Origin of the sequence: Ornithinibacillus jepli (assembly GCF_047228935.1) — a bacterium.
Taxonomy (GTDB): domain Bacteria; phylum Bacillota; class Bacilli; order Bacillales; family Amphibacillaceae; genus Ornithinibacillus.
In genome coordinates this window covers 89,498-101,888 of record NZ_JBFEGG010000005.1, presented here as the reverse complement: position 1 = coordinate 101,888, position 12,391 = coordinate 89,498, and the positions used below count along the sequence as shown (strand labels likewise).

Sequence of the window (12,391 nt, the reverse complement as noted above, 5' to 3'; positions counted from 1 at the left end):
GATTTTGTCTAATAGCGCCCAAAACAAAAGTCTTGCCCGTTAGAAGGACAAGACTTTTGTTTATTTATTCCCAAACTGTATTCTTCAATTTCGCATCATTTTCATGACGTTCTATTGCTAAATCAATTAATCGGCTAATTAGTTCAGAATAAGGTATTCCACTAATTTCCCATAGTTTTGGATACATACTAATTTTCGTAAAGCCTGGTAATGTATTGACTTCGTTCACGTATAGCTCGCCATTTTCAGTTAAGAAGAAATCAACGCGGGCTAAACCTTCACATTCCAACGTTTTAAACGCTTCAATTGCAGCAACTTGAACTTTCTTCACTTGTTCTTCCGTAAGCTCCGCTGGAATTGCTAGCTCAGCACCTTTTTCATCAATGTATTTTGACTCATATGAATAAAATTCGGTATTCGGTAAAATTTCACCCGGGATGGAAGCAATTGGCTCCTCATTACCAAGTACTGCACATTCAATTTCACGACCAACGATATTTTCCTCAATCACTACTTTATGATCGTATTGGAACGCTGACTCTATTGCAGTTTTAAATTCTTCTTCATTCTTCACTTTGCTAACACCGACAGATGACCCTTGGTTTGCTGGCTTAATGAACATTGGCGTTCCTAGTAATTTACTAACCTCTTCAAAGTTCACTTTATCTTTATTAGGGCGTTTCACCGTGATTCCTTTAGCAACATTAATTCCTGCCGCATGTAATAATCGTTTAGCAACATCTTTATCCATACATACAGACGATCCTAATACACTAGGACCAACAAAAGGAAGATTTGACATTCGTAGCATTCCTTGTAAGCTACCATCTTCTCCAAGTGTTCCATGAACAATTGGGAATATGACATCCAGTTGTTCTAAACTAACCGCATTCTCAGCATGGATTAATTGATTGCTTGCAGAGCCTGGTACAAGGGCAATATTATCTTCTGATTTATTTAAAGCAATTAATTTAGGGTTTTCTGCATTCAATAAATAAGAGGATTTGTCATTTAAATGCCATTTTCCTTCTTTATCAATACCAATTAACGTAACATCATATTTTTCTTTATCGATAGCATCCACAATATTTTTAGCAGATTGGAGCGAAACCTCATGTTCTGCGGACTTTCCACCAAAAATAATTCCAACTTTTGTCTTCTTCAATTTAGACGTCCTTTCTACTAGAAAGTAAATAAAATCCCATACCAATAAAATAGCATAGTTTAGCTTGTTTTTAATAGTATCAACACTAAAAATATCTTAAGTAGTGTAAATCATAATTATGTCCCGCTATGAATACATTGAAAAGGACAACCAATTTAATGTAGGAGCTGGAAACATGTCATTAATATTAACTGTCATTTTAACTATATGTGCACTACAAATCATTGGTATTATGATCTTTAATGCCCTCCATCGCAGGCACCTATCTAATATGCACGGGATGATTACTTCCATGACACTAGGAATGCTTGGTGGTATTCTATTTGGTGCTGTAATTGGAATTCTTTTTAATGGAGACTTATTTACTGCTACATTTGTATCCATTTTAATTGGGCTTTCCATTGGCTTTATTGCTGGATTACCATTTAACTTATTGGCTGTTATTGATGGTAGTGTTTCTGGCCTTATGGGTGGCATGATGGGTGCGATGCTTGGCGAAATGATCCCTTTGTCCAACCCAGACTCAGCAATAAAATTATTAGCTTTCTTTACGATGATGCTTTTACTTATGATTACTTATCTGACAGAAGAATCTGTTAGAAATCATAAGGTTTTATCTGTTCGAACACACCCTTTTTTCTATACCATCATGATAGTCTTATTATTTTTCTTAATAAAAGATATCCCCATTATCACGATTGAAGTGCATCATAATCATCGTTTCTTACGATAATGGAAAATCCTCCAACCGATAATAAGAACAACAGCAATAATGAGGACATCTAGAAATGAAGTTGGTACGGAATTTTGCTTCATTTGAGCAATTCGACCTTGCTCCGATATCTCTAAATCCCTTTGTATATTAAAAGAAGCTAGTTCCTTATCATTAAATAAAACATGATTGATATTAGTAAGCTTTCCAAGCTCAATATCGCTATCGTCGAGCGTAGTTACTTTATTGCCACTCCGGATAAAATTATTAAACCCGTAATCTAATAATGCAACCGTGTCTTGATATGAAATATCCTGAACTTCAGCGTCTAAAGTGATGACAATAAGATTAAGATTCCCTCTAGTCGCTGTTGTTGCAAGTGTAAAACCAGCTTCTTCTATATAGCCCGTTTTTCCACCATTAACTCCAGGATAGGGCATTTCCCTTAGAAGCTTATGATGGGTATATAGTGTTGTATCCCACTTTTCTCCGTCCCAATCCATTTCGGTAATTCCAAAAATCTCACGAAATACCTTATTTTTCATTGCATATTGGGTAATCATTGCTAGGTCTTCTGCCGTTGTGTAATGATTAGCATCATAAAGTCCATGTGGATTGGTAAAATGGGTATTTTTTACGCCAATATTCGACTCCAAATATTCATTTAAGTCTTCAGAAAACGTTTCAACATCTCCACTCAGATGCTCTGCGATAGCTACTCCAGCATCATTTCCTGAATTCACTAAAAGTCCTATGATTAATTGCTTTAACGTATGTTTTTCTCCTTCTTCAAGGAAAACCGAAGAGCCAATTGTTCCGTATGCATTTTCACTTACGGTAACCATACTTTCTAAATCTCCATTTTCTATTGCATAAATAGCTGTGGCTATTTTTGTTAAACTAGCTGGAAATAGTTTATTCATAGCATTTTTCTCATAGATTATGGTACTTGTATCTGCATCTACTAAAATAGCTGCACCACTACTTATTTCTGGAATGTCGCTCTCCTCTCCACTTACAGGACCTGCTATTACACTATGTAGTAAAAGTAGTATTAGTAAATTCAAGCACACTATTATTCTCATAAAGCTCCCCCACTTCGATGTCTACCTCCTATATTTTAAAATAAATTAATGACCTAGATGTTAAATTCAATAAAATGTAAAGCTTATTTAATAGATGTTACTGTTTCGTAATACGATAAAAAAATAGGAACCAGTAATCGTACTGGTTCCTTTGTCCATAGGTCAAGGCTAAAATCTATTAGCCACCATGGATAGAGTATAGTTATACCTATTCGTCTAAACCCTTATCAGTGTTGGCATTTGACTTGATGAAACGACACAATTTCCTCCTAAACTAATGATATTTTCATTATTTTTACTAGAAATAGACTAGTAAACAACCATAATATCTGAATCAACATAGATTAAAGTGTATAAAAAATTCATAAGAAAAGGAGAGATATCAGTATGAGTTGTTGTCATGGTAAACAATCAGGGGAATGTGTTTGCGACGTTGTAAGTAAAATCGTGAAAGCACAGGACGAAGTAGCTGCTGCTCAGGATAATTGCTGTACTACTGGTTGTGAAAACTCTATCGAGCAACTACTTTCCCCAACTACGGTGAATGGTAATGGTCCAACAACGATTCCATTCGTATTATACTGTAAAGGGGATTGCGACTTATTCTTTGCTACTGGGTTAGTACAGGAAAATACAAGCTTAGAGTGTATCGAAACACCTGTATTTAAAGCGAAGAAAATTAAAAAGGGTTGCTGCGCGGAGTTAGAATTACTAGAATTTGATACAGATAACGGAATTGGACTCCACCATCATTCTAGTAAAGATAAGTGCAACTTTATTCCTCAAGATGCAACAGGCAATTTTATAGAGACTGGCGTTTGTATTACAGTTGACTTGCATTGCTTCTGTGCAATTCAGTGCCTAAACCCTGTTACACCACTTCCTGCTCCAGTTGTATCTCCAATTGGGAAAGACTGCTAAGTATTCAAAAAGTGGTTGGTATAAACCAACCACTTTTTAAATGACTATATTTCTCTTCTCATTGCTCTTAATACATCAATTTGTGTTGCGCGTTTAGCAGGGCCTCTACCCGATATAATGGTAACTACTAAACATATGACAACAGCTATTACAACTAAGCTCCACGGAATTGCTGAGAATTTCAGTCCTTCTGGAAGCTCTTCTGCAAAGGCCATTTCCAAAATCATTGGTAATACAAGATTCACAACTATACTTGTTGCGTAGGCTACGACCGTTCCAATAAATGCCCCAATTATGCCAATATAGCTACTTTCTAATAAGAAAATTTGCTTTATTGTTTTTGGATTAGCACCTATAGCCTTCATAATACCGATATCCGGAGCCCTTTCAGTTACTGCCATCGTCATCGTATTATAAATTCCAATGGACGCGATAATTAAAGCGATTGTACCAACTAGAATTAAGCCAGCTTTTGCAATCGTAAATAGTGTATTAATCTGCTCCATCTCACTAACAACGGAGTAGGATGCATAATTTTGATCTTTGAGTGTATCAACAATTCCTTTTACCGATTCGAGGTTATCTGCAAATACATTAACTTCATCAAGAGTAGTGACCGTACTAGAATCAAGCCCTTCCGGATCAACCCCGATTTCTCCTCCAGGTGTTCCTGTAATTGCTTCTACTTGTTGAAACACTTCTTGAGAAATATATACATCTGTATTAATCATCCATTCTCTGCCTGGCTCTTCTAAGACACCTACAATCGTTAACGGAATTTCTTCCGTTACCTCTTCTTCCTCATTTTTCATAACTGACATTGTAATGGTTTTCCCAATAACCGATTTCGAATAACGGAATTCCTCTTTTATTTCTCCCGTTTCTTCGTCGTATGGATTTTCTTCTGATGCTAAATATAAATTATTCACAAAATGATATCCGACTACGATTTCATTTTCCTTTTCAGGTAATCGACCATCTTCTAATTTCAATCCAGATGCAATTTCTGATGGGAAATAGGTGGATACTGCTTGTGCTTCTATTTTATAACCGTCTAGGTTATAAGTTGGAAATTGTCTTAATTTAATTTTTCTCGTTACGGCTTTTACATTCTCAATTTTTTCTAAAGCTTCTACATCTTCCATCGTAAGAGGATGATAATTCCCATCTACTTCTTTCCCATAGATATCGATTTTCGTTACGATTTGATCTTCTAACGTTTCTTTCACAATACTTTGTTGCAAACCATAGCCAACAGATGCTAAAACGATTAAAAATGCACAGCCCATTGCAGTTGCTAATATCGTCATAAAGGTACGGGCTTTATTCTTCTTTATGTTTTGCCTAATAAAGCGGATTTTATCTTTTAGTTTCATCGTACGTAGTCCCCTTCCATGATACGACCATCCTTAATCATAATGGTACGATCCCCAATACGTGCTACTTCTTCGTCATGGGTAATGATAAGGAACGTTATACCTAACTCTTGATTAAGCTTTTTTATAATCTCTAATATTTCCGCCTCTGTTTCACTATCTAGGCTTCCTGTTGGTTCATCAGCAAGGATTAGTGCCGGTTTATGCACTAATGCCCTTGCGATACTAACTCGTTGCTGCTGACCACCTGATAATTCACTAGGATAGTGCTCCTGATATTCTACTAAACCAACTTTTTCTAGCAATTGATGGATTACTTCTTTTCTAGTAGATTCATTTACCCCTTTTAAAATTAAAGGAAGTTCTATGTTTTGATATGCATTCATGCTAGGAATTAATTGAAAGCTTTGAAAGATAAAACCAATGTTATCAAGTCTAAAATCGGCAAATTTCGCTTCAGAAAGCTCCGTTACTAGCTGACCATCGATAGAAATCCTTCCCGCTTTCGGCCGGATAAACCCACTAATTAAATTTAATAACGTAGACTTCCCAGAGCCACTTTTCCCAACTACGGATACTATTTCTCCCTTTTGTACTTCCATGGTGATTTCTTTTAAAACCGGTACAATCGTTTTTTTTCCTTTTTTGCCTAACTCAAAGTGATGACTTAATTCCTCTACTTTTATCACAATATTTCCTCCAATGTTTACTTCATTACAATACCGTAAAAATTAATTTGATAATCCTCACTTTCATCCTCTGGTTTTTCCATGACAATTTCTCCTTCATAAAGTACTTCTCCGGATGTAACATCTCCGGCAAATACGTTGGTTGGATCAACATTATCTTTATAGTTGTCGATTACGTAGATGGTATTGTCTGAAATTTTCACATCACCAATAGTATCGATTCCAAGATCCTCTATATTAAACCTGGCAGTAGATTCAACCTTTAAATGTTCTAAATCAATATCTAAAACAGTTAGACTGTCCTCTGAATTGTATGCGATATATGCATTTTCACCAGAAACGAATCCCCATGTATCTGATTTCAATAGACCTTTAGCTTGTTCTTCATTTAATGGAATTTCTCGAAGTCCCTTATTTTCTAAATCATAAAGATAGAAAGACCTTTTTATCACTTTTATTTCTGCTTCCTCTACTTCATTCAAACCCTCTTGCTTCGATACCTCTTCTGGTTTGCTATTCTCTTCCCTCTGTAATAAAAAGTATTTTTGCTCTGATACATCGCTACGATCATTCAAGAAAATAAAAGATGTCCAAGTATCAGAAGTTAAATCACCCTTAACAGAAAGCGTATCATCCCCACTTATTTTTTGTTTGGAAAGATCAATTGTGTAAACCATCAATTCATTTATGTGTCGACCATTACTTCCAAAAAACGATGATTCGGTTAGTACTTTTAGCTCGCCATTGACCATTTGAACATCTATTACCTGTGTATAGTCCATTTCGGACTGTCCTGGTATTTTAATGGTAAAATCATTCGATTTCTCCGTCTTTTTAGTTAATACATCCACATTAAAATAAAATTCGGAATCACCACGGATGATATTATCAGGAGTCTCAACATCTACATAAGCAACAAATTCATTATTTTCAAAGAAGTAATCTGGATGCATTGATTTCGATCTTAGAAAGTTTCTGTACTCATCTTTTAATTTCGATACAGTATTAATCATCGGAAATTGCGTCTCTAATTTCTCAAAAAATGATTGCTCTTTGTGATAAATTGAGTCCTTTAAGCTAACCATGACTGAGGAGCTATCATTTTGTCTAGTGTCATGATAATCTCCTGTTACGACAACATCGGTCATTACGGATTCATCACCATCAATTGTTTTCAATACTAAATCAGGAAATTGATTGGCTACGACAAGTGATGTATGAATAAAATAAGTTACTAGTATCATTATAATCACTAAGCATAGCGCTATAAGTTTCCAAAATCGTTTCAGAATCATCCCATCACACCCTTATCTTCTTATTTAACAAGTAATTACTCATCCAAATTGCACCGCCAGTTACTACTAGACCAGAAATAACCATGAACATAAACATTTCAATTGGATAGAAGAAATTATTGACTAAAAACGTCTGGACAAGTAAAGGGGAAACAAATACTAGTAATGAAATACCTGCAAACAACAACCCTAATAAAATCCCTTTCCAACGAAAACTTCTTTCAAATAACACGCCCGTAAATAAAACAATTACCGCCATAAATCCAATACCATAATTAATGATGAATTCGATAATCGAAACGGGATATAAAACTCGCCAAGAATCAAAGCTGTAGATAACTTGGCTTAACGTAAGATCTACTCTTAATGAACTTGGAACTATAGATTTCATAATCGCCATCTCTAAAACTAGAAAAATAAGTTGTAAGGAAATGAGTCCAAGTACCATAAGAAAGATAGCAGAAGCTTTGGCAAAAAATACGTTTATTCTTGCTGTTGGCAGCATTAATAATCGGTAAATAAACGTATTCTTTCCAAACCAATCCCGATACCAAATAAATAGTGTATAAATTAACAAGGTGACCATACATAGTGCGATTGGGGCACCAAACCAGAAAGTCCTAGTAACTGCATCGAATGCGAACATACCCCAATTTCGAATCGCTTCATCGATTGAATTACCTGAAGCAACCATTTCATTTATCTCACCAACATAATGATTGGCAGTCAGGACAACACCTAACAACTGCATCCCTAACGTAATACCAATTAAAACTACATATATTTTGAAAAAGCGACTAAGTTCAAAGTTAGTTAATTTCAAGTATCTCATCATGGTTTGTACACCTCTCTCATGATATCAATGATCGATTTACCTTCCGTTTCACGTACCTCTTCAGCATTAAATTCACGTAAGACCATACCTTCATTTAAAATCACAGCTTTATCGACTAAATGTTCAATATCATTTATTTCATGAGTGGTAATAATTACTCCCCTGTCCTCGACTAAATGACTAGTAAATACATTGGCAATTTGTTCCCTACTGAAGATATCAATTCCTGAAAAAGGTTCATCCATTAGTAAGTAATCAACATCTAAAGCAAGACCAAGCAACATATTTACCTTAGCTGTATTACCTTTCGACAATGTCGAGATGCGATCATTCACATCCAGTTTAAAGAAACGTAGTAATTCTTCTGCACGATTCTCATTCCATGACTGGTAAAATTCAGCCATAAATTGAAACGCATCTTTTATTTTCATACTTGGAAGCATTGTTATCGCATCTGGTATGAACGCAATCCTTTCATAGCTTTCTTTATTTAGCTTATCACCATCTATTAATATCTCCCCTGCATTGATAGGAGTTAAATTCATAATCGCATTTAAAATTGTTGTTTTCCCAACACCGTTCAGTCCGATTAAACAAGTGATTTCACCTTTATTCGCTGTAAAGGATACGTCTTTTAATATCTGTTTTCTACCAAATTTCTTCGATAGATTTTTTATTTCAATCATGCGTCTCCCTCCTGTTCTTCCAAGCTTTTCTCATAATGATTCTTAATGAGTTGAAGTGCTTCATCTAATGGAACATTAATTGACTGGACAGAAGCAATAAAGGAATGGACCGCCTCAAGGATTAGCTCTTCACGAACTGCCTTTATTACTTCTGGATTATTCGTAATACGACTCGGTAAATTTCTTTCTGTAAATATCAAACCTTGTTCCTCCATTTCTTTATAAGCCCTTTGCGCTGTATTCGGATTAATTTTCAATTGGTTGGCTAATTCACGACGGGATGGAATCTCCTGTCCTGGTTCAAAGATGCCTGTTGCAATCTGTTCTTTAAAATGCCGAATGACTTGAATATAGACAGGATCTCGATTGTTAAATTTAATATTCATCGCTACAACTCCTATAATTACTTGGTGACTACTTCTAAACTGTATTAACCACTTAATACACCTTTCGCAAAAAAAATATGTATTAAGTGCTTAATACACCCCATATGTGTATTATATGCTTAATACACTTTTTAAGTCAACCTGTTTTTATAATTTTTCCAAAGACGCCTATCATGAACAATTTTTCGGAAGGTGATATGATGAGTACAGATAAAGATAGTTTCTATTTGAGCTGCTTAGAGCTACTGCATTATTCTTCTTTGGAATAATTATCGTTCAAAAACATTTTAACAAAGTAAAGAGGGGAAATAATGAAGTTCGTATCATGGAATGTAAATGGCTTGCGTGCTTGTGTACGTAAAGGTTTTTTAGATTATTTTAATGAAATAGATGCAGATATATTTTGTATTCAAGAAACAAAGCTTCAAGAAGGGCAAATTGAGTTAGAGCTTGATGGCTATTATCAGTATTGGAACTACGCGGAGAGAAAAGGATATTCCGGGACTGCTGTGTTTACGAAGCAGCAACCACTATCTGTAAAGTATGGAATCGGAGAGGAAGAGACCCAAGCAGAAGGTCGTATTATTACGATGGAATTTGAGGATTTCTTCTTAATGAATATATATACTCCTAATTCACAGCGAGATTTGGCCAGATTAAATGTACGTTTAGAATGGGAAGATGCTTTATTGGAACATGTGAAAGCACACGATAAAATAAAGCCTGTCGTGTTATGCGGAGACCTTAATGTTGCCCACAATGAAATAGATATTCGAAATTATAAAACCAACTATGGTAATTCCGGATTTACTGAAGAGGAACGTGGAAAGATGACTCGTTTTCTAGACGCAGGATTTATTGATACGCTTCGTTATTTTTATCCTGAGCAAGATGGGATTTATACGTGGTGGAGCTATATGAAGACGGTACGTGAACGGAATATTGGTTGGCGGATTGATTATTTTATTGTTTCTGAACGATTAAAAGATCAACTGATTGATTCAGAAGTACATGCCTCTATATTAGGAAGCGATCATTGTCCAATTGCGCTTAAAATCGAATTTTAAAAAGGCTAAACACCAGAAAGGACGGAATTCAAATGGTAGATAAAATCAAATTAACCTCTCTCTCTTCTAAAGGTGGTTGTGGGTGTAAAATTGGTCCTGCTGAATTATCTCAAGTTTTACGCAACTTACCAGTTCAAACGTTAGACCCGAATTTACTAGTTGGACTTGATACTAGTGATGATGCTGGTGTGTATAAGCTGACGGACGATATTGCAATCGTTCAAACATTGGATTTCTTTACCCCGATTGTCGATGATCCATATGACTTTGGACAAATTGCAGCAGCGAATGCGATAAGCGATGTGTATGCTATGGGTGGAAAACCACTAACTGCATTAAATATTGTTGCATTCCCAATTTCCACTTTGGACAAAGAAATTTTATCAGAAATTCTACGAGGAGCCGGGGATAAGTTAAAAGAGGCAAACATCACACTAGTAGGTGGACATTCTATTGATGATAAAGAACCAAAATTTGGATTATCTGTAACCGGAGTTGTCCACCCTAATAAAGTACGAACAAATGCAGGAGCAATGTCTGGGGATAAATTAATCCTAACGAAACCAATTGGAGTAGGAATTTTAACAACTTCTATTAAGAAAGATCTATTAACAGAAGAAGAAATTAAACGAGTGACATCTGTAATGACTACTCTTAATAAAACTGCTGCTGAAGTCATGGAACATTATGATATTCACGCAACGACAGATGTAACCGGATTTGGCTTATTAGGACACGCTTCAGAAATGGCTATTGGAAGTGAAGTTGGAATAACCATCCATTCTAATCAAGTCCCTGTTTTACCACGCGTTCGTGAATTAGCGGAAGCTGGCTCTATGCCTGGTGGTACGAAGAACAATTATAACCATATTAAAGACATTGTTACCTATCCGGAATCTATGGACTCTATTGACAGACATATACTCTGTGATGCTGTAACATCTGGCGGATTGTTAATTTCTGTAAATGGTGAAGAAGCAAGCCAACTACTTGCAGATCTTTTAAATAAAGGTGTAGAAGCAAGTATAATTGGTGAAGTAACCGAAGAAAACAAAGGTCATATAACGGTTCGATAAGAGAGAGTAGAAGGTGGAAATATGTTTCAGGATATTACATTACCTGAATTACTAGAAAAACGAAATAGTGGAAATCACACATTAGTAGATGTCCGTTCACCAAAGGAATTTGAAGAAGGATCTATTCCGGGAAGTATTAATATTCCCATTTTCTCTAATGATGAGCGAGCTGAGGTTGGAACCATCTATAAACAAGTTGGACCCGATAAAGCGAAGGAGCGAGGACTAGAGATTTTTTCGCAGAAGCTGCCTGCTTACATTGCAGAATTCAAACAGATCAATACTCCGATTACCGTTTTTTGTTGGCGTGGCGGGATGCGCAGTAAAACCGCAGCAACAGTTCTAGATTTAATGGGAATCCACGCGAATCGATTAACCGGCGGAATCCGAACGTATCGGAATTTTGTCGTTGAGGTCCTTGAGAAAAAACAATTTAATCCTAAGTTCATCGTTTTAAATGGGTTTACCGGTACAGGTAAAACAGTTCTTTTAGAAAATTTAAGAGCAAACGGTTTTCCTGTCATAAATTTTGAAAGGATGGCTGGTCACCGTGGTTCTATTTTTGGCCATATTGGATTAAATCCTAGTAACCAAAAACGATTTGATTCCCTTTTAGTAGAGAAAATACTCGAATATGAAAATGAACCATTTGTATTCGTTGAAGGGGAAAGCAAGCGAATTGGTAAGGTGCTAATTCCTGAATTCATCTATGAGAAAAAGGAAAAAGGGCTGCAGCTTGTTCTTCAAATGCCTATTGAAGAAAGAGTGAAAGGGTTACTAGAAGATTACGAACCTTGGAATTATAGCGATAACATTCTTGAAGCATACCGACTAATTAAGAAACATATCCACACACCAGTTGCAAAGGAGATAGAAGATTTTCTTCAACAAGGGAACTATTACGAAGCAACTATGCTTTTACTAAAATACTACTATGACCCAAGGTATGCGTTTGCTACTAAAGATTTCCAAGGCGAAAAGACCTACATTGAAGCACAGAATATTGATGAAGCTTATGAAGAAATAATAGCAACTTTAAATGCAAGAGGTTTAATAAAACCTAATCAGTTTATAAGTTAAAAAAAACGGCAGCATCGC

General features: G+C 35.7%; 13 protein-coding genes. 5 read left to right on the top strand and 8 right to left on the bottom strand.

Annotation, left to right across the window (positions count from 1 at the left end):
- Nucleotides 1-64 precede the first annotated feature (64 nt).
- A complete protein-coding gene (gene ddlA / locus AB1K81_RS16290; protein ID WP_412977736.1) occupies nt 65-1,165 on the bottom strand; it encodes a D-alanine--D-alanine ligase in 1,101 nt (366 codons plus the stop codon).
- A gap of 175 nt (nt 1,166-1,340) precedes the next feature.
- On the opposite strand from ddlA, the gene AB1K81_RS16285 reads away from it, so the two are divergent.
- The gene (locus AB1K81_RS16285) at nt 1,341-1,898 is read left to right on the top strand and encodes a hypothetical protein (protein ID WP_412977735.1); all 558 of its coding nucleotides are present in this window, start codon (nt 1,341-1,343) and stop codon (nt 1,896-1,898) included.
- Here the strand turns inward: AB1K81_RS16285 and AB1K81_RS16280 are convergent.
- Complete coding sequence (locus AB1K81_RS16280; RefSeq protein WP_412977734.1) at nt 1,880-2,962, bottom strand: D-alanyl-D-alanine carboxypeptidase family protein; 1,083 nt, start codon at nt 2,960-2,962, stop codon at nt 1,880-1,882. The two genes, AB1K81_RS16285 and AB1K81_RS16280, sit on opposite strands and share 19 nt — an antisense overlap.
- A gap of 387 nt (nt 2,963-3,349) precedes the next feature.
- On the opposite strand from AB1K81_RS16280, the gene AB1K81_RS16275 reads away from it, so the two are divergent.
- Nucleotides 3,350-3,883 (top strand): CotY/CotZ family spore coat protein, encoded by a 534-nt coding sequence (locus AB1K81_RS16275; RefSeq protein ID WP_412977733.1) that lies wholly within the window; start codon nt 3,350-3,352, stop codon nt 3,881-3,883.
- Nucleotides 3,884-3,927: 44 nt separating this feature from the next.
- Here the strand turns inward: AB1K81_RS16275 and AB1K81_RS16270 are convergent, their stop codons facing one another.
- The 6 genes from AB1K81_RS16270 to AB1K81_RS16245 are packed head-to-tail and all read right to left on the bottom strand — an operon-like array spanning nt 3,928 to nt 9,150.
- The gene (locus AB1K81_RS16270) at nt 3,928-5,259 is read right to left on the bottom strand and encodes an ABC transporter permease (RefSeq protein ID WP_412977732.1); all 1,332 of its coding nucleotides are present in this window, start codon (nt 5,257-5,259) and stop codon (nt 3,928-3,930) included.
- Nucleotides 5,256-5,948: an ABC transporter ATP-binding protein gene (locus AB1K81_RS16265; protein WP_412977731.1), complete on the bottom strand. Its 693-nt coding sequence runs from the start codon at nt 5,946-5,948 to the stop codon at nt 5,256-5,258. Before AB1K81_RS16265 ends, AB1K81_RS16270 begins: the two co-directional genes overlap by 4 nt.
- 17 nt (nt 5,949-5,965) lie before the next feature.
- Nucleotides 5,966-7,243, bottom strand: coding sequence for a hypothetical protein (locus AB1K81_RS16260; protein ID WP_412977730.1), 1,278 nt, complete (start codon nt 7,241-7,243; stop codon nt 5,966-5,968).
- A gap of 4 nt (nt 7,244-7,247) precedes the next feature.
- The gene (locus tag AB1K81_RS16255) at nt 7,248-8,078 is read right to left on the bottom strand and encodes a hypothetical protein (RefSeq protein WP_412977729.1); all 831 of its coding nucleotides are present in this window, start codon (nt 8,076-8,078) and stop codon (nt 7,248-7,250) included.
- Nucleotides 8,075-8,764: an ABC transporter ATP-binding protein gene (locus tag AB1K81_RS16250; RefSeq protein WP_412977728.1), complete on the bottom strand. Its 690-nt coding sequence runs from the start codon at nt 8,762-8,764 to the stop codon at nt 8,075-8,077. The genes AB1K81_RS16255 and AB1K81_RS16250 overlap by 4 nt, the downstream gene beginning before the upstream one ends.
- Nucleotides 8,761-9,150: a GntR family transcriptional regulator gene (locus AB1K81_RS16245; protein ID WP_412977727.1), complete on the bottom strand. Its 390-nt coding sequence runs from the start codon at nt 9,148-9,150 to the stop codon at nt 8,761-8,763. Before AB1K81_RS16245 ends, AB1K81_RS16250 begins: the two co-directional genes overlap by 4 nt.
- A 311-nt stretch (nt 9,151-9,461) precedes the next feature.
- Between AB1K81_RS16245 and AB1K81_RS16240 the strand changes: the two genes are divergently transcribed.
- The 3 genes from AB1K81_RS16240 to mnmH are packed head-to-tail and all read left to right on the top strand — an operon-like array spanning nt 9,462 to nt 12,373.
- Nucleotides 9,462-10,217 (top strand): exodeoxyribonuclease III, encoded by a 756-nt coding sequence (locus AB1K81_RS16240; protein WP_412977726.1) that lies wholly within the window; start codon nt 9,462-9,464, stop codon nt 10,215-10,217.
- 32 nt (nt 10,218-10,249) lie between these two features.
- The gene (gene selD / locus AB1K81_RS16235; RefSeq protein WP_412977725.1) at nt 10,250-11,293 is read left to right on the top strand and encodes a selenide, water dikinase SelD; all 1,044 of its coding nucleotides are present in this window, start codon (nt 10,250-10,252) and stop codon (nt 11,291-11,293) included.
- A gap of 21 nt (nt 11,294-11,314) precedes the next feature.
- Nucleotides 11,315-12,373: a tRNA 2-selenouridine(34) synthase MnmH gene (gene mnmH / locus AB1K81_RS16230; protein ID WP_412977724.1), complete on the top strand. Its 1,059-nt coding sequence runs from the start codon at nt 11,315-11,317 to the stop codon at nt 12,371-12,373.
- Nucleotides 12,374-12,391 lie beyond the last annotated feature (18 nt).

Bases quoted from the DNA above. Each gene is read 5' to 3' on its own strand.
- AB1K81_RS16255 (WP_412977729.1), bottom strand. From the start codon at position 8,078: ATGATGAGATACTTGAAATTAACTAACTTTGAACTTAGTCGCTTTTTC.
- AB1K81_RS16270 (WP_412977732.1), bottom strand. From the start codon at position 5,259: ATGAAACTAAAAGATAAAATCCGCTTTATTAGGCAAAACATAAAGAAG.
- AB1K81_RS16260 (WP_412977730.1), bottom strand. From the start codon at position 7,243: ATGATTCTGAAACGATTTTGGAAACTTATAGCGCTATGCTTAGTGATT.
- AB1K81_RS16240 (WP_412977726.1), top strand. From the start codon at position 9,462: ATGAAGTTCGTATCATGGAATGTAAATGGCTTGCGTGCTTGTGTACGT.
- mnmH (WP_412977724.1), top strand. From the start codon at position 11,315: ATGTTTCAGGATATTACATTACCTGAATTACTAGAAAAACGAAATAGT.
- AB1K81_RS16245 (WP_412977727.1), bottom strand. From the start codon at position 9,150: ATGAATATTAAATTTAACAATCGAGATCCTGTCTATATTCAAGTCATT.
- AB1K81_RS16275 (WP_412977733.1), top strand. From the start codon at position 3,350: ATGAGTTGTTGTCATGGTAAACAATCAGGGGAATGTGTTTGCGACGTT.
- selD (WP_412977725.1), top strand. From the start codon at position 10,250: ATGGTAGATAAAATCAAATTAACCTCTCTCTCTTCTAAAGGTGGTTGT.
- AB1K81_RS16285 (WP_412977735.1), top strand. From the start codon at position 1,341: ATGTCATTAATATTAACTGTCATTTTAACTATATGTGCACTACAAATC.
- AB1K81_RS16250 (WP_412977728.1), bottom strand. From the start codon at position 8,764: ATGATTGAAATAAAAAATCTATCGAAGAAATTTGGTAGAAAACAGATA.
- AB1K81_RS16280 (WP_412977734.1), bottom strand. From the start codon at position 2,962: ATGAGAATAATAGTGTGCTTGAATTTACTAATACTACTTTTACTACAT.